The organism is Streptomyces sp. NPDC051913 (assembly GCF_044593635.1).
Classification (GTDB): Bacteria; Actinomycetota; Actinomycetes; order Streptomycetales; family Streptomycetaceae; genus Streptomyces.
In genome coordinates this window covers 198,555-215,074 of the sequence record NZ_JBIUCI010000008.1, presented here as the reverse complement: position 1 = coordinate 215,074, position 16,520 = coordinate 198,555, and the positions used below count along the sequence as shown (strand labels likewise).

16 protein-coding genes and 2 pseudogenes are annotated in these 16,520 nt (G+C 70.4%); 7 read left to right on the top strand and 11 right to left on the bottom strand.

The features are described from left to right. Positions 1–59: 59 nt before the first annotated feature. From ACIHIX_RS25205 to ACIHIX_RS25185, 5 genes are read right to left on the bottom strand one after another with little or no spacing between them, the layout of a single operon-like run. On the bottom strand, positions 60–704 hold the full coding sequence (locus tag ACIHIX_RS25205) for a CoA transferase subunit B (protein ID WP_399959776.1): 645 nt from the start codon (positions 702–704) through the stop codon (positions 60–62). Further along, entirely contained in the window at positions 701–1,456 is a 756-nt protein-coding gene (locus tag ACIHIX_RS25200) for a CoA transferase subunit A (RefSeq protein ID WP_399959774.1), read from the bottom strand. The genes ACIHIX_RS25205 and ACIHIX_RS25200 overlap by 4 nt, the downstream gene beginning before the upstream one ends. After that, on the bottom strand, positions 1,456–2,652 hold the full coding sequence (fahA, locus tag ACIHIX_RS25195; protein ID WP_399959772.1) for a fumarylacetoacetase: 1,197 nt from the start codon (positions 2,650–2,652) through the stop codon (positions 1,456–1,458). The genes ACIHIX_RS25200 and fahA overlap by 1 nt, the downstream gene beginning before the upstream one ends. After that, the gene (locus tag ACIHIX_RS25190) at positions 2,649–3,518 is read right to left on the bottom strand and encodes a hypothetical protein (protein ID WP_399959771.1); all 870 of its coding nucleotides are present in this window, start codon (positions 3,516–3,518) and stop codon (positions 2,649–2,651) included. Before ACIHIX_RS25190 ends, fahA begins: the two co-directional genes overlap by 4 nt. Continuing rightward, positions 3,515–4,696, bottom strand: a complete 1,182-nt coding sequence (locus ACIHIX_RS25185; RefSeq protein WP_399959770.1) for a homogentisate 1,2-dioxygenase — start codon at positions 4,694–4,696, stop codon at positions 3,515–3,517. Before ACIHIX_RS25185 ends, ACIHIX_RS25190 begins: the two co-directional genes overlap by 4 nt. Before the next feature lie 178 nt (positions 4,697–4,874). Here ACIHIX_RS25185 and ACIHIX_RS25180 point away from each other — a divergent pair, with 178 nt between their 5' ends. Next, positions 4,875–5,546 carry an IclR family transcriptional regulator gene (locus tag ACIHIX_RS25180; RefSeq protein WP_399959769.1) on the top strand — a complete coding sequence of 224 codons (672 nt, stop codon included), beginning with the start codon at positions 4,875–4,877 and terminating at the stop codon, positions 5,544–5,546. Between the two features lie 74 nt (positions 5,547–5,620). On the opposite strand, the pseudogene ACIHIX_RS25175 reads toward ACIHIX_RS25180, so the two are convergent. The 3 genes and pseudogenes from ACIHIX_RS25175 to ACIHIX_RS25165 form a co-directional block, all read right to left on the bottom strand. Next, positions 5,621–6,001: pseudogene (locus tag ACIHIX_RS25175) on the bottom strand (hypothetical protein); the annotation flags it as partial. 549 nt (positions 6,002–6,550) lie between these two features. Further along, a complete protein-coding gene (locus ACIHIX_RS25170) occupies positions 6,551–7,237 on the bottom strand; it encodes a CBS domain-containing protein (protein WP_399959768.1) in 687 nt (228 codons plus the stop codon). Positions 7,238–7,253: 16 nt separating this feature from the next. After that, complete coding sequence (locus ACIHIX_RS25165; RefSeq protein ID WP_399959767.1) at positions 7,254–7,718, bottom strand: Crp/Fnr family transcriptional regulator; 465 nt, start codon at positions 7,716–7,718, stop codon at positions 7,254–7,256. 193 nt (positions 7,719–7,911) lie between these two features. Between ACIHIX_RS25165 and ACIHIX_RS25160 the strand changes: the two genes are divergently transcribed. The 3 genes from ACIHIX_RS25160 to pflA are packed head-to-tail and all read left to right on the top strand — an operon-like array spanning position 7,912 to position 11,136. After that, a complete protein-coding gene (locus ACIHIX_RS25160) occupies positions 7,912–8,103 on the top strand; it encodes a hypothetical protein (protein ID WP_399959765.1) in 192 nt (63 codons plus the stop codon). Positions 8,104–8,137: 34 nt separating this feature from the next. Further along, entirely contained in the window at positions 8,138–10,399 is a 2,262-nt protein-coding gene (pflB, locus tag ACIHIX_RS25155; protein WP_399959763.1) for a formate C-acetyltransferase, read from the top strand. After that, entirely contained in the window at positions 10,396–11,136 is a 741-nt protein-coding gene (gene pflA / locus ACIHIX_RS25150; RefSeq protein WP_399959761.1) for a pyruvate formate-lyase-activating protein, read from the top strand. The genes pflB and pflA overlap by 4 nt, the downstream gene beginning before the upstream one ends. A gap of 149 nt (positions 11,137–11,285) precedes the next feature. Here the strand turns inward: pflA and ACIHIX_RS25145 are convergent, their stop codons facing one another. Beyond that, positions 11,286–11,933: a universal stress protein gene (locus ACIHIX_RS25145; RefSeq protein ID WP_399959759.1), complete on the bottom strand. Its 648-nt coding sequence runs from the start codon at positions 11,931–11,933 to the stop codon at positions 11,286–11,288. Positions 11,934–11,970: 37 nt separating this feature from the next. Then, a complete protein-coding gene (locus ACIHIX_RS25140) occupies positions 11,971–12,552 on the bottom strand; it encodes a hypothetical protein (protein ID WP_399959757.1) in 582 nt (193 codons plus the stop codon). A 424-nt stretch (positions 12,553–12,976) separates the two neighbouring features. On the opposite strand from ACIHIX_RS25140, the gene ACIHIX_RS25135 reads away from it, so the two are divergent. The 3 genes and pseudogenes from ACIHIX_RS25135 to ACIHIX_RS25125 all read left to right on the top strand — a co-directional run. Next, complete coding sequence (locus tag ACIHIX_RS25135) at positions 12,977–14,047, top strand: zinc-dependent alcohol dehydrogenase family protein (protein WP_399959755.1); 1,071 nt, start codon at positions 12,977–12,979, stop codon at positions 14,045–14,047. 19 nt (positions 14,048–14,066) lie between these two features. Further along, entirely contained in the window at positions 14,067–14,747 is a 681-nt protein-coding gene (locus tag ACIHIX_RS25130) for a helix-turn-helix domain-containing protein (RefSeq protein WP_399959753.1), read from the top strand. Positions 14,748–14,793: 46 nt separating this feature from the next. Beyond that, positions 14,794–14,940 (top strand): annotated as a pseudogene (locus tag ACIHIX_RS25125) (pyridoxamine 5'-phosphate oxidase family protein); the annotation flags it as partial. Positions 14,941–15,035: 95 nt separating this feature from the next. Here ACIHIX_RS25125 and ACIHIX_RS25120 read toward each other — a convergent pair. Next, positions 15,036–16,280: a nitrate/nitrite transporter gene (locus ACIHIX_RS25120; protein ID WP_399959751.1), complete on the bottom strand. Its 1,245-nt coding sequence runs from the start codon at positions 16,278–16,280 to the stop codon at positions 15,036–15,038. Positions 16,281–16,520: the final 240 nt, after the last annotated feature.

Genomic DNA, 16,520 nt, shown 5'->3' with positions numbered 1-16,520 from the left:
CCTCCGATGCGCCTGCCGTCACCACCGCAGCTTTCGGCGTGCCACGCAGGAGGCCGGGGTCAGGCCGCGACAGGGGTACCGGTCTTCTCGCGTACGTCGTCGAGGGTGACGCCGGGGGCGAGTTCGACGAGTCGGCATCCTTCGGGGGTGAGATCGAGGACGGCGAGGTCGGTGATGATCCGCTGGACCACACCCTGCCCGGTGAGTGGCAGGCTGCACTCCTCGACGATCTTGTGTGAACCGTCCTTGGCGACGTGCTCCATGAGCACGATCACGCGCTTGGCCCCGTGGACCAGATCCATCGCGCCGCCCATGCCCTTGACCATCTTCCCGGCCACCATCCAGTTGGCCAGGTCGCCGGAGGCGGACACCTGCATGCCCCCGAGGACGGCGGTGTCGATGTGTCCGCCCCGGATCATGCCGAAGCTCTGGGCCGAGTCGAAGAACGCGGCCCCGGGGCTGACCGTGACGGTCTCCTTGCCGGCGTTGATCAGATCGGCGTCGACCTCGCTGTCGGTCGGGTACGGCCCGGTTCCGAGGATGCCGTTCTCGCTGTGCAGGGTGACCCGGACCCCCTCGGGAAGGAAGTTCGGGATGAGGGTGGGCAGGCCGATGCCGAGGTTGACGTACTCGCCGTCCCGCAGTTCCCGCGCGGCGCGCGCCGCCATCTCCGGCCGTGACCAGCCGTTCTGCTGCTCGCTCATGCCGCTTCCTCCCGGACGGTCCGCTTCTCGATGTGCTTGGTCTGCGGACCGGTGTGGACGATTCGCTGGACGTAGATGCCGGGCAGGTGCACCTGGGCCGGGTCGATCTCACCGGGCGCCACGAGTTCCTCGACCTGCGCGACGCAGATGCGTCCCGCCATCGCGGTGAGCGGGTTGAAGTTCATCGTCGCCTTGTTGAAGACGAGGTTGCCGTCGGTGTCACCGACCTTGGCGTGGACGAGCGCGAAGTCGGCGACGATGCCCTCCTCCAGGAGGTACCGGCGGCCGTGGAACTCGCGTACCTCTTTGGGCGGCGAGGCGATCAGGACATCGCCGTCGCGGCCGTATCGCCAGGGCAGACCGCCCTGGGCGACCGGCGTGCCCACACCCGCGGGGGTGTAGAACGCGGGGATGCCGCAGCCGCCCGCGCGCAGCCGTTCGGCCAGCGTGCCCTGTGGGGTGAGCTCCACCTCCAGCTCGCCGGTCAGGTACTGGCGGGCGAATTCCTTGTTCTCGCCGACGTAGGACGCCGTGACTCGACGGATCCGGCCCAGGTCGAGAAGGATGCCGAGCCCGATGCCGTCCACACCGCAGTTGTTGGAGAAGACCTCCAGGCCGTCGGCGCCCTGCTCGGCCAGTGCCTGGATCATGACGTCCGGTATCCCGGAGAGCCCGAACCCGCCGACGGCGAGCGAGCTGCCCGGGGCGATGTCGGCGACCGCTTCCGCGGCCGTGGCCACCGTCTTGCTCATCACGCCTCCTGACGCTTGCTGCTGACGATCCGGCCCCGGGCCTCGCCGAAACCGATCCGGGTCCCGTCGGCGCCGGGCGCGGTGGCGGTCAGGACGATCTCGTCGCCGTCCTCCAGGAACGTGCGCTCCTGACCGTTGACCGTGACGGGCTCCTTGCCGCCCCAGGTCAGCTCGATGAAGGCGCCGCGCTGGTCCTTGGCCGGTCCGGAGATGGTGCCGGAGGCGAAGAGGTCGCCGGTGCGTGAGGGGGCGCCGTTGACGGTCTGGTGGGCCAGCATCTGGGCGGGGGACCAGTACATCGCGGCATACGGCGGCCGGGAGACGACCTGCCCGTTCCAGACGACGGCGAGGTCGACGTCGAGGCCCCACGGCTCTTCCATGCGCAGATACGGCAGTACGGCGGGCTCCTGGACCGGCGTCGGGACCCGGGCGGAGTCCAGGGCGAGCAGCGGCACCACCCAGGGCGAGATCGTCGATGCGAACGACTTGCCCAGGTTGGGGCCGAGGGGGACGTATTCCCAGGCCTGGATGTCGCGTGCGGACCAGTCGTTGAAGAGCACGACCCCGAAGATGTGCCGCTCGGCTTCCTCGGCGCCGATGGACTCGCCCATGGCGTTGCCGGTGCCGAGGACGAAGCCGAGTTCGGCCTCGATGTCGAGGCGGGTCGACGGTCCGAAGACCGGCGCCGGGTCCTGGGGGCCCTTGCGCTGACCTGCGGGCCTGATGATGTCGGTGCCCGACACGACGACGGAGGCAGCACGGCCGTGGTAACCGACCGGAAGATGCTTCCAGTTGGGCATCAGCGGGTCCGGGTTGTCGGGGCGGAAGAGCCGGCCGAGGTTGGAGGCGTGGTGCTCGGAGGCGTAGAAGTCGACGTAGTCGGCGACCTCGAAGGGCAGGTGAAGGGTGACCGAGCCCAGGTCGTGAACCGCCCCGGCGGGGATCTCACCCCGGAGCCGTTCGGTGATGGCGGCCCGGACCTCGACCCAGCGGGCGTGCCCCTCGGCCATGAAGGCGTTCAGGCTCGGCTGGGCGAAGACGTCGTCGTCCAGGAGGACGGCCAGGTCGATGACGTGGTCGCCGTAGCGGGTGGCCACGCGCGGCTGGTGGCCGGGTGTGGAGTAGACACCGTAGGGCAGGTTGGTCAGGCCGAACAGGGAGTCGGCCGGGACGGTCAACCGGGTCGTGCTGGTCATGCGGACACCTCGGTCAGGTCGGCGATCGTCGCGGCTTGCAGCAGGCCCAGCCCGGCCGACTCGGTGGCGGGTTCGGCGACCGAGCAGGTGCCGAACGAGCGGAAGACGTCTCGAACGCGGGGCGACAGGGCGCGCACCCGCTCGGCGACACGGTCGCCGTCCCGATCGGCGAGCAGCGCGACCAGTTCCGCTTCCCCGGCGCCTTTCAGGGCCGCGTCGGTGGCCACGAGCAGGTTGAGGAACCCGTGCTGCTCGAAGCCCGTCTCGGGATCGGTGCTGCGCAGCGCGTGGTGCAGTCCGGCGGTCGCCTTGAACGCCACCCCGGCTCGCGTCGCGGCCAGCACGGCCGCCGCGAGTTCGTGCTCGTCGGGGTAGAGGTCGGCGCGTACGCCGCCGGTGCGGAACTTGGCCAGGTACGGCGTGCCGGCAAGTTCGGCGAGCAGCGCCTCGCGTCGGTCGTCGCGCGGGACCTCGACATAGACGGTGAGATCGGGATCGTCCTTGATCGCCTCGGCCAGGGCGGGGACGACCGTGTCGGCGGCGACGCCGTCCGGTACGGCGACCTCAAGCCCGACCAGCCGCACGGCCGGAATCCGCCGAGCCGCGGCGACAGCCTCGGCGACACCGGGCAGCGCGACGGTCACGGAGAGGTCGAAGGAACCCTCCGGTAGATCGGCGGTCAGCTCGGCGCCGAGCCGCTCGACGTCCTTGGCGGCCAGCACGAACGGGCCGACCAGCCCCGCGTGGGCACCGCGCGTGTGCGCCACATGTGCCGGAACCGCCTCCTCGATCGGCAGACTGCCGGGCGGAAAGACGGCAGCGTCGTCGAACAGGCCGACGAACACCGGCGGGATCTGCGAGGTCATCGGTTCTGCTCCCAGGAGTAGGCGTACGTCCCGTCGTCCGTGCCGCGGCCGGCCTCACCGAGCTGAAGGGGCCGGAAGGTGTCGACCATGACCGCGAGTTCGTCGAAGAACTCCGCCCCGATCGAGCGCTCCATCGCGCCGGGCTGGGGACCGTGCGGGTGGCCGCCCGGGTGCAGGGAGATCGAGCCCTGTCCGATCCCGGAGCCCTTGCGGGCCTCGTAGTCGCCGCCGCAGTAGAACATCACCTCGTCGGAGTCGACGTTGGAGTGGTAGTACGGCACAGGGACGGCCAGCGGGTGGTAATCCACCTTGCGTGGCACGAAGTTGCAGATCACGAAGTTGTGGCCTTCGAAGACCTGGTGGGCCGGCGGCGGCTGGTGGACCCGGCCTGTGATCGGCTCGAAGTCACGGATGCTGAACACGTACGGGTAGAGGCAGCCGTCCCAGCCGACGACGTCGAAGGGATGGTTCGGGAGGGTGTGGACGGTGCCCACCACACCGCCGGGTCCGCGGTGCTTGATGTACACCTCGACGTTCTCGCCGTCGGCGAGCTTCGGACCGACCGGGAGGCGCAGGTCGCGCTCGCAGTACGGGGCGTGCTCCAGCAGCTGGCCGTACTTGGACAGGTAGCGGCGCGGGGGGCCGATGTGTGAGTTGGCCTCGATCGCGTAGATGCGGACGGTCCCGTCCGGGACGATCCGGTACGTGGTGGCCCGCGGGACGATGACGTAGTCGCCGTCGCCCACTTCGAGGTCACCGAAGACCGTCTCCACGCGGGCCCGGCCGTCCTCGACGTAGAGGCACTCGTCGCCGATCGCGTTGCGGTAGTAGGGGCTGACGGTGTCGGCCACGACGTACGCCAGCCGCACGTCGTCGTTGCCCAGCAGCAGCCTGCGGCCGGTGACGGCGTCGGTGCCGGACGCGGCGTCCGCGAAGAGCTTGTGCGTGGAGAGATGCCGGGGCACCAGGGGGTGGTTGGGGGTGAGGGTCTGGTCGCCCAGTTCCCACACCCGGTACTCCCGTACGGCCGACGGGATGTGCCGGTGGTAGAGCAGCGAGGAGTCCGAGGAGAAGCCCTCCTCGCCCATCAGCTCCTCGTAGTAGAGGTTCCCGGCGGGATCCCGGTGCTGGGTGTGGCGCTTCGGCGGAACCGCCCCCGCCTGGTGGTAGTACGGCACGAGTCTCTCCTCTGTGCGCTCAGCGCACAGATGTGTGCGATAGCAGCGACAAAATTGACGGTAGGGCGGGGGTGACGGTGCAGTCAAGGTGCCGGCGCCGTGATCCCGGCCGCCGTTGTGTGTCTGACGTGGCTTAACGTGGCGCCCGAAGGGCTCTGGCGATTTCTCGGAGGTGTTGATGGCCACCCTGCAAGGTCTGGATCGTGGGCTTCGGGCGCTGGACCTGATCTCGCTGTCGGCCGACGGGCTGACGGTGGCGGACCTGGCGGCGCGGCTGGAGATCGACCGGGCCATCGCCTACCGGATCGTGCAGACGCTGGAGGAGCACGCGCTGGTGTCCCGGCAGGGGAAGCGGGTGCGGCTCGGCGCCGGTGCCGCCACGCTGGCGGGGCGGTTCCAGCATCAGCTGGTGCTCGTGACCCAGCCGGTGCTCCAGGGGCTCGCGGACGCCACCGGTGCCTCTGCCTTCCTGACGGTGGCGCACGGCGCGCGCGAGTGCGTCCCCGTCGCGGGTGCGCAGCCGACCGTCCAGCACGGCCCGGTCCAGGTGGGCTATCGCATCGGTGTCCGGCATCCGTTGGAGCGCGGGGCGAACGGTGTCGCCATCCTCGCGTTGCAGCCGCCCCTGCCGGATGACTCCGAGGACGTCGTGAGGGCCCGCGAGCTGGGTTACAGCGTCACCTCGGGGCAGCTTCAGCAGGGTGCCACCGGCATCGCCGCGGGGTTCGAGGTGCCGGGCGCGGCGGGCGCCTCGGTGGGCGTGGTGGCGATGCACGAGTTCGACATCGAGTCGGTCGCCGCCGAGGTGAAGGCGGCGGCCTCGCGACTGGCGTCGCTCAGCAAGGCCTGACGCGGGGCGGCGTCACCGGCGGTCGCGGTTACGATCACCCACTCTCGACCAGGGCGCGCAGCCCCTCGCCCCGTTCACGCACGCGGCCCTCGGGGCACCGGTACCGCCTCCTCCGTGGCTTCGGTGTCCGGCCGCTGCCGGGCGAACCGCCGTGTCAGCAGGCGCAACGCGTCGGCTCCGGCGGGCACCAGCCCCCGCGGGAGGAAGAGCACGGCGACCACCAGCAGCAGTGCGTAGACCGCGTACGAGAACACCTGCGGCGCGTGCGCGGGCATGCCCGGTTGCGAGCCGACGTCGAGGCCTCCCACCACGGCCATGACGACGAACTGGACGGACAGCAGCACCCCGAACGAACCCGGGGCGAGGTACGCCATGAAGAAGGCGAAGATCCCGCCGGCGAGCCCGGCGAACGCCGCCGACAGGCCGAACACCGCGAGCTGGACGGGAGCGTACGACGTTCCTCGTGAGGAGCATGACCAGTTCGCGCCTCCTGAGTTTGGGTCGGAGTGGGCGTCGGTATTTCTTCACGTAGTAGTTGATGCGGCAACTATAAGGAGCTGCCCATACGCCGACGTATGTGAGGCGGCGAGCGCCGGAGGACGCACGTCGACCCCTCGTCACACAACGGCGAACCGATCGATTCGGCCCTCGGTCGGGCGACCTCATCGCCGCGGCCGGAAAAGCCAGGCGCTCACAGCTGTCGCCGCGAGCTACGGATTGCGACGTCGTTGACGCCTCACTGGTGAAGGGCTCTGCCCAGCCGGTCCCACCGGCCCGCAACTCCCGGTCCCCGATCAGCAGGCGCCCGCTCAAGGCGTGCGCGAAAAGGCGGTGCTCGTCGGCAACCTGGAGGACTCCGTCGATCACGGTGGTGACCGTCTCCGGACCACGGTGGCGATGCCACTCGAAGCCGGGAGTGGAGACCGGCCCTCGACCAGGACCAGGGACGGCGGAGCGCCGTCGCCTCACCGAGCATTCGACGCCGAGCGCCTGACATTCCCGCCTCAGAGTCGCGCGGCCCCCGCGCCCGGTGAGCCGGCCGAATTGCCGCGCTCCTCCAGCTCGAAGTCCACGTCCACCACACCCTCGACGGCCCGTATGAGACGGGCGGCCACAGGAATCAGCGACGTGTCCCGGACTCGACCGGCGAGCTTCACGACGCCGTCGTGCACCTGGACGAGGACCGTCGAGCCTGGAGCGGGGAAGAGGTAGGCAGCGACTTCGCGACGGACTTCCTCGGCGATCTCGTCGTCGCTGCGCAGGAAGACCTTGAGCAGGTCGGACCTGCTGACGATGCCTTCCAGCATGCCCAGTTCGTTCACCACGGGAAGCCGCTTGACCCTGGAGTGCGCCATGGTCCGGGCGGCCTGGGCGAGAGTCGCGTCGGGGTGGGTGGTGAGCGCCGGGGAGGTCATCAGCTCCTCCGCGGCGACCGCGTCGGCCTTCGCCAGGTCGGACCGGTGGCGCAGCTGGGTGTAGCGGTCCGGGTCGCTGTCGCGGAACTCCTCCTTGGGCAGCAGGTCGGCCTCGGAGACGACACCGATGACACGCCCCTCGCCTTCGAGGACGGGCAGGGCGCTGACCTTCCAGTCCTGCATCATCTGCACGATCTCTTTGAAGGTGGCCTTACGACCGACGGCGGTGACCGTGTGGGTCATGACGTCGCTGACGATGTGCGGGGTGCCGTGCATGATCACTCCTCGCGGTTCAGACGGCGGTGCCGGCGCCGTACGGGGCGTACAGGTCCAGCAGCCGGGTCCGGGTGGAGCGGAGGCGGTGGGCGAGTACGTCACCGACCCACTGGGCGACGGTGTTGCCCATGGCCGGGTCGTCCTGGCACATCAGCCGGACGGCGGTGGCGTCGAACTCGTACGCCCGTACCGGGGTCGTCGCCTCGGCACCCAGGTGCCAGACATGCGGGGTGAACAGCCAGGACCAGCCCACGAGCTCGTTGTCCCGGAGGGTCTCGATGACGGCCGCGCGGCGACCGGGCACGTGCATGTCGAGCTCGACCGTGCCGGTGCGGATGACCCAGAACCGGTCGGCCTTGCCGCCCTCCTCGAACAGGCGCGTCCCCTGTGGGAAGGAGACTTCGCGGGCGTAGCGCATCAGCCGCTGCCGGTGCTCGGCGGGCAGGGCGCGCAGCATGCTGGGTGCGGGGGTGGTGATCATGGCGTGCCTCTCGACGGACGCTGGGACTCCCAAGGTCAGCTTGTGCCCGCCGTCGGGCACAGGCCATGGGCCACCCGGCCCCTAGGCGCGGGCCGGCCGGCTCCTACGAGGAGACCTCCGGCACCCTGCCGGGCACCCGGCGCGGCGGTTCGATGAAGACGTAAGCAACCTGCTCTACCGAGGGGTGAGAGAAGTGGGTACGTCGCTGACGCCCGAGTTCTGGAGGCTGTTCGCGGTCCTTCTGGTGATCTCCGCGGCAGTCACCTTCCTGATGAGCGCCGCGCTCGACGCGCTGGTCGTGCGGCTGCAACAGCGCCGTCGGCCGCCTGCCGACCGCAAGGACAGGACACCTGAGCGGCCCGCGCAGATCCCGGCCCACCACTGACTCCGCGGTCCGCACGAGAGCGAGGTAAACGGCGATGACCACTACTGTGACAGCCGACCACCGGACAGCCGGGCCCTGGCGAGGCTTCGCCGGGACCGGCTGGCGCGAACGCGTCGACGTGCGCGACTTCATCCAGGCCAACTACACACCGTACGAGGGCGACGCGGCCTTCCTGACGGGTGGCCCCACCGACCGAACCCGCGCCGTCTGGGAGAAGGTCAGCTCCCTGTTCCCGGAGGAGCGTGCCAGGGGAGTCCTCGACGTCGACACCGCCACCCCCTCCACGATCACCTCGCACGCCCCCGGCTACATCGACCGTGACCGCGAACTGATCGTCGGCCTGCAGACCGACGCTCCGTTGAAGCGTGCGATCATGCCGAACGGCGGCCTGCGGATGGTCCAGAGTGGGCTGAATGCGTACGGCTATGAGCCCGACCCCTTCGTGACGAGGGTCTTCGGCACCTACCGCAAGACCCACAACGACGGTGTCTTCGACGCCTACACACCCGAGATGCGCGCCGCACGCAGGGCCGGCATCATCACCGGACTGCCCGACGCCTACGGCCGCGGCCGGATCATCGGCGACTACCGGCGCGTTGCGCTGTACGGCACGGACCGGCTCGTCGAGGCGAAGAGGGCTGAGCGGGCTCTGCTGGACGCCCGCCCCTCCACCGGCGACGTCATCCGGGACCGGGAGGAACTCGCCGAGCAGATAAGGGCGTTGGGCGAACTGACCGAGATGGCCGCCTCCTACGGCTGTGACGTCTCCCGGCCCGCCGCCACCGCCCACGAGGCCGTGCAGTGGCTCTACCTCGGCTATCTCGCCGCCGTGAAGGAGCAGAACGGCGCCGCGATGTCCCTGGGACGCACGTCCACCTTCCTCGACGTGTACCTCCAGCGCGACCTGACGGACGGCCTCATCGACGAGACGCGCGCCCAGGAACTGATCGACGACTTCGTGATCAAGCTGCGGATCGTACGGTTCCTGCGCACGCCGGAGTACGACGCACTGTTCTCCGGCGACCCCACCTGGGTCACGGAGTCCATCGGCGGCATGGGCGCCGACGGCCGCACCCTGGTCACCCGCACCTCCTTCCGCTTCCTCCAGACCCTCTACAACCTCGGCCAGGCACCGGAACCCAACCTGACCGTGCTGTGGTCGCCGCGACTACCGACCGGCTTCAAGGAGTTCTGCGCTCAGGTCTCGATCGACACGAGTGCCGTCCAGTACGAGTCCGACGAACTGACGCGCCCGTGCACCGGGGACGACACCGCGATCGCCTGCTGTGTGTCGGCGATGGCGGTCGGGAAGCAGATGCAGTTCTTCGGCGCGCGGGTCAACCTGGCCAAGGCGCTGCTCTACGCCGTCAACGGCGGCCGGGACGAGATGACGGGCGAGCAGATCGCGCCCCCGACGCCCCCGCTGACGGGTGACCACCTGGATTACGAGGAGCTTTCCAAGGCGTACGACGGGGTTCTGGACTGGTTGGCCGCGACGTACGTCGACGCGCTGAACGTCATCCACTACATGCACGACAAGTACGCCTACGAGCGCGTCGAGATGGCCCTGCACGACCACCCCGTACACCGCTTCATGGCGTGCGGTATCGCCGGTCTGTCGGTCGCCGCCGACAGCCTGTCCGCCGTGAAGTACGCGCGGGTGAAGGTGTTCCGTGACGCCACCGGACTCGCCGTCGACTTCCGTACCGAGGGCGACTTCCCGGCGTACGGCAATAACGACGACCGGGCCGACGCCATCGCCGTAGGACTGGTGGAGTCGTTCATGGCGAAGGTGCGCAGGCACCCCGCCTACCGGGACGCCGAGCACACGCAGTCCGTGCTGACGATCACCTCGAACGTCGTCTACGGCAAGCACACCGGCAACACACCTGACGGCCGCCGCGCCGGAGACCCCTTCGCGCCCGGTGCCAACCCGATGAACGGCCGCGACCGGCACGGGGTCGCGGCCTCGGCGCTGTCGGTCGCCAAACTGCCGTACGAGCAGGCCCGCGACGGCATCTCGCTGACGACGACCATCACGCCCGAAGGTTTGGGCCACAACCCGGGCGAGCGCGCCGGGCACCTGGTCGGCATCCTCGACGCCTACATGGCCGTCGGCGGCTTCCACATGAACGTCAACGTCCTCGACCGGGCCACGCTGGAGGACGCGATGCAGAACCCGGAGAAGTACCCGGACCTCACCATCCGTGTGTCCGGCTACGCCGTCAACTTCGTCCGGCTGACGCGGGAGCAGCAGCTCGACGTGATCAGCCGTACCTTCCACGGATCGCTGTGAGCGAGGTGGCGACCACCGGCCGGATCCACTCCTGGGACCTGTCCACCGGCGTGGACGGCCCCGGGACCCGGTTCGCCCTCTTCGTCTCCGGCTGCCCGCTGCGCTGCCTGTACTGCGCCAACCCCGACACCTGGCACATGCGCGACGGCAAGGAGGTGAGTGTCGACGAGGTGATGGCGAAGATCGAGAAGTACCGCGCCTTCATCACCACGGCCGGCGGGGGAGTCACCGTAACGGGCGGCGAACCGCTGCTCCAGCCCGCCTTCACCGGCGAGCTGCTGCGCCGCTGCAAGGAAGCCGGACAGCACACCGCCCTCGACACCTCCGGCTTCCTCGGTACCCGCGCCACCGACGAACTCCTCACCGACACCGACCTGGTGCTGCTGGACATCAAGTCCTTCGACGTCACGGCCTACCGGCGGCTGACGGGTGGCGAACTCACCCCCACCCTGAACTTCGCCACCCGCCTCGACCGGCTCGGCATCCCGATGTGGATCCGCTACGTCCTGGTGCCCGGCTGGACGGACGCCCCGGAGTCCGTCGAAGGCCTGGCCCGCTTCGTCTCGGGGCTCGGGTCGGTCGACCGCGTGGACGTTCTGCCGTTCCACAAGCTCGGTGCCGCGAAGTACGAGGCGCTCGGGCTCCCGTTCCCGCTGCGCGACACCCCCGTTCCCGATCCCGGACTCGTCGAGCGGGTCCGGGAGCGGTTCAGGGCGCACGGTCTGGCGGCCTACTGACCGCGGCACCACTTCCGGTACGCGGCGACGGCGGTCGGCAGGGTCGGGAAGATCAGCTCCGTACCCACGGAGTCTGCGAGGCCGTATGCCTGGAGGTCGTCCTGGAGGTCCTGCTTGATCCGTCACCAGGGCCGTGCGTCGAGGCACGCTCAGGACGGCACCACGGCGACCGGGCACCGGGATTCACGCAGGAGCACGCGCGTGACCGGCCCGGGTTCGTCCGCCCCGGGCTCACGGCCCACGACCAGCAGGCCCGCGCTCGCCGACCGCTGGACCAGCGCCCGGGCCGGGGTCAGCAGCCGGACGTCCTCCAGCACGGGCACCTCGGGGTACTTCTCCCGCCACGGCCGCAGTACGTCGGACAGCAGCTGCACCTCGTCGTCCTCCCAGCCGCCGCGGTCCTCCTCCGGTACGCCGAAGGGCAGTTCGGCCGCGCAGGAGGGGAGCCGCCAGGCGTGCACGGCGTGCAGGAGTACACCCCGCAGCCGGGCGGTGACGAAGGCGAAGTCGATTGCTCCCTGGGCGGGTTCACGAGCATCGACGCCGAGCACGATCTCGGTGGAGCGGCGCGTGCCGGGCCTCCCGGTGATCAGGACGACAGGACAGGCGGAGTAGGCGAGGGCATCCTGCGCGTGTGCGCCGGCCACGACCAGTTGTGCTGTGTCCGGCACGACGGTCAGCGGGCCGTGGATCACCCGGAGCGGGAGTCCTCGTGCTGTCGCTTCCTGCGAGGCCCACTGGACCACCGCCCGGTCGTGCGCCGAGCCGTCGGTGCGGGCAACGATGTCTTGTTCCATCACGATTCGCCTTTCGATCGAGCCGCCAGAGGCAGCGTCAGCTGGTCCGGTGCCCCCACTTCGGCCCCACCAGGTCCCACTCCCGTCCCCATGTGTCGATACGCCGCCGGTCGAGCCGCGACCGTGCGACGGCTCCCACGGCGAGGACGGCGCCCGCGAGAGCGAGCCCGGCGGCGGCACCCAGGACGCCCGCCTCGACGGCGGCCGCGCCGGAGCTCGGCGGTGCGGCGACCCATGTGCCGCGCCCGTCCTGCCAGGCCACGACATGCGTTCCGGCCTTGAGACCGGTGTCGACGAGCACGTTGTCGGTGCGGGTGGATCCGTCGGGTGCCGTCCAGCGGACCTTCGCCAAGGCCTTGTCGCTCGACGACCGGACGGCAGGCGTGCGATGCGGCACGTCGGCGAGCAGCACGGCGCGGACGGGGTGCCGCCCGGCACGCCGCTGGGCGAGCGCGTCGTCCGCGGTGTGGGCCGTCACCAGGCCGGTGATCGCGCCTCCTACGGCGACGACCGCCCACACGGCCAGTACGACCCAGGCCTCGACGATGTCGTCCCGGCGCCGCAGGGGATTGCTCCGCCAGCGCCAAAAATGCTTCCTGGACCGCTTGCGGCAGCTCATGAACATGCACCTCCTCCAGTTGTTCGCAGTCCTGAAGGTGGCAGTCGCCGGTGCGCCCGGGCACGGGCCGACCAGGTGCACCGCAGGGCCGCCCGGCACCGGATCCACGGCCGAAGTGGGGCCGTTCAGCCCATGGCGGCAGGGAGGCGGTCGGTCTTCGGCGACGGCGGACGGCGTGGAAGGGCCGAACGGTCCCCGGAGGCCGGGCCCGACGGGCCAAGGGACATCCGCACGGCTACCGCACGCGGCCGTCCCCGTCCGACCCGCGAAGTGGCCCGACCGGCCCAAGCGGTCTCCGTACCCGCAGGCCAGGCTGGACTTGCGGGGCAAATCCGGCGCAGGGTGGCACCAGGCGCGTACTGGTCGCCGAGACCTCGCAGCCGACACCGGGCTCCGCAGCCGATCGAGTGGAGTGAGGAGCGCCATGAAAGCCTTCGTGTTCCACGGCGCCGGACAGTCCGCCTGGGAAGAGGTCCCGGACCCGGCCATCAAGGAACCCACCGACGCCATCGTGCGCGTCGGTGCCGTCACCATCTGCGGCACGGACCTGCACATCCTCAAGGGCGACGTCCCCGAGGTGCGCCCCGGCACGGTGCTGGGGCACGAGGCGGTCGGCGAGATCGTCGAGACCGGCAGCGACGTCCGCACCGTGCGGCCGGGGGACCGGGTCCTGGTCTCGTGCATCAGCGCGTGCGGCCGCTGCGCCTACTGCCGGCAGGGCACATACGGGCAGTGCCGCGACGGCGGAGGATGGATCCTCGGCCACCTGATCGACGGCACTCAGGCCGAGTACGTCCGCGTCCCCTACGCCGACCTGTCCGTGCACTCCCTGCCCGCCGCCATGGAGAGCAAGGACGCCGTCCTGCTGGCCGACATCTTCCCGACCTCGTACGAGGTGGGGGTGCTGAACGGGCGGGTGCAGCCCGGAGACACCGTCGTTGTGGTCGGAGCCGGTCCCATCGGTCTGGCCGCGATCGCCACGGCTCGGCTGTTCAGCCCCGAGCGGATCGTCGCCGTCGACCTGGCCGCTGCCCGGCTGGAGGCCGCTCGCAAGCTCGGCGCCGACGCGGTGGCCGACGCCGGGGAGACTCCCGAACAGCTGATCGCCGACCTGACCGACGGGCTTGGCGCGGATGTCGTGATCGAGGCCGTGGGCGTCCCGGAGAGCTTCGAGCTGTGCACGCGCATGGTCCGGCCGGGCGGGCACGTCGCCAACGTCGGCGTGCATGGCGCACCGGCGACCCTGCATCTCGAGGATCTGTGGATCAAGAACGTCACCATCACCACCGGCCTGGTCGACACCTACTCCACCCCCACCCTGCTGCGGATGGCCGCAGCCGGACGGCTGCCCACCGCGCAGCTGGTGACCCACACCTTCCCGCTCGACCGCATGGAGGAGGCGTACGACGTCTTTGCCCGCGCCGCCGACACCGGCGCCCTCAAGGTCGTGCTCGGAGGAGAGCAGCACGAGACCGTCGCCGTGCGCGAGCGCTGAAGGGAAGGACGTGACGACCATGCCCGAACGGACGGGAGCCGACACCGCCGGGACGACGGAGCGGCCGCTGGGCGATCTGGGCCGCCGACTCGCCGCCCGGCGTGCACACCTCGGCCTCACCCGGCAGGAGACGGCCGCCCGGGCGGGCATGACGTCCACCTACCTGAAGCACCTGGAGGAGCATCCCGGCGCCGCACCGAACAGGAGCACGATGCTCAGCCTGGCCACGGCCCTGGAGACCACGGTGTCCGAACTCACCGGCGGAGTCGACGACCTGCCCCCCGGTCCTCAACAGGCCGCTCCCAGACCCCGGTTCACCGAACTGGGCTTGTGCGAGTGCATGGCCCTGCTCGGCACTCACGGAGTGGGACGGATAGCTGTGTCGACTGTCTCGGGGCCCGTCATCGTGCCGGTCAACTACACCGTCGTCCACAGTGTGATCGTCTTCCGGACAGCCTCCGGTGCGACTCCGTCGCTGGCGTCCGATCACCGAGTGGCCTTCGAGGTCGACCGCATCGACGAGGCCTTCAGCAGAGGATGGAGCGTGCTCGTGCGCGGGCCCGCACGAACGGTCACGGACCGTGACGAGACCCGCTGGCTCGACCAACGGGCGTACAGCGCGCCCTGGGCCGGCGGTCACCGCGACGTTTGGGTGTGCGTCGAGCCGCACACCGTCACAGGGCGTCGGATAACCGCGTGACGCCGTTCCCGCACAGACCGGACCGGCCAGGGTGGTCGAGGCACAGGCCGACCATGAACGGCTGTTGCGGACCGGGCCGCGCTCCTGGGTGTCCTGACCGGAGGAGGTCTTCTTCCGCATCGAGCCCGAGTTGGTGACCGGTCGCGAACTCGTGGGCGGTCGTACGGTCTACGGCCTGAAGCTCAGGTCCTGACGTGCCGCGTCACCGCACAGCAGTCCGCCCGGCGCCGGATGTGCGCCGGGCGAATCCTGAGGTGAAGCAGGGTCAGGAAGACCGGAGAGGTCTACTCAGTGCTGCGTCGCAGGCCGGCGTCGGGCGACCGCGTGGCGAACACCGGTCCCCGCGAAGGTGAGCGCCCCGGCCGCGACGGCGGACAGCAGGAGGAGGCCGATGGCGTACGAGCCGTAGGCGCCGTACAGCGAGCCCATCAGCAGGGGCGGAACGAATCCACCCAGGCCGCCCGCGGCACCGACGACGCCGGTGACCGAGCCGACCTTGTCGGTGGGGGCCAGCAGGGCCACCAGGGCGAACACGGCGCCGCTGCCCGCGCCGAGAGCCGCACCCATCGACAGGAACGCGAGCGTGCCGACCGGCGCCAGGGCCGGGGTGAAGGCCTGCACGAACGCCCCGGTGAACAGTACGGCCAGTGAGCCGCCGACGACCTTCACCGGGCCGATGCGGTCAGACAGCCAACCGCCCACCGGGCGCATCGCCACCGCCAACAGCACGAATCCGGCCATGCGGTCGGCCGCGTCGGCCTGGGTGAGGCCGTAGCCGGTCTTGAGGTACGTCGGCAGATAGACGGAGAAGGCCACATAACCGCCGAAGCAGACCGCGTACAGAGCGGACGCCTGCCAGGTGATGCCGAGCTTCAAGGTCGCGCCCAGTCGTCGGGCCAGCGGCTCGGTCGGTACGGTACGGCCCGGCGCGTCCCGCAGGATCAGCGCGGCCACGACGGCGTAGACCACGAGCACACCGGCCGTGATGAGGAACGGGTTCGCCATGCCGTGCGCGTCGACCAGCTTCACCGTCGTGAGCGCACTGATCGCGGTGCCGCCCATGCCGGCGCCGAAGATCCCGATCGCCAGACCGCGCCGCTCGGGTGGGAACCAGGCGCTGACGAACGGCACACCGACCGCGAACGCGGTGCCGCCGATGCCGAGGAAGAATCCCCCGGCCAGCAGAGCCGGCAGGGAGCCGTGCCCGGCCAGACCGAGATACAGGACCGGGACGACGGTGGCGGCCGACACCACCGGGAACATCACCCGCCCACCGAAGCGGTCGGTCAGCGCGCCGACCGGGACGCGGCCCAGGGAGCCGACCACGACGGGCACCGCCACCAGCAGCGACTGCTGGAAGGAGGTGAGGTCCAGGGTGTCCTTGAAGCGCGGGCCGAGTGGGCTGAGCAAGGCCCAGGCCCAGAAGTTGACGGCGAAGCCGAGCGTGGCGAGTACCAGCATCGTCCACGCCCGGCTGGAGACGGACACGCCGGTCGACGGTGTCTCGTGGTGATTCCTCGACGGCTGGAGCATGCCACCGGGTCCTTTCTACTGGTGCGTTGACGTGTTGGGCCTCGAATCCCCAGTCGCACGGCGTGTGCTGGTGGCCCGGCGGCCACTATCGGCCGGGGGCTGTCCGGGGGAGCTGGGGTCGTCGGTCCCCATTGCGGGGCCTGACGGCCCCTGCTCGCGGGGCCGGTCGGATCACACCGAGTCCGGCAGCGACCCCGGTCCCGGGAAAGGACCGACCGGGCATCGGCCAGGGCCGTTCGG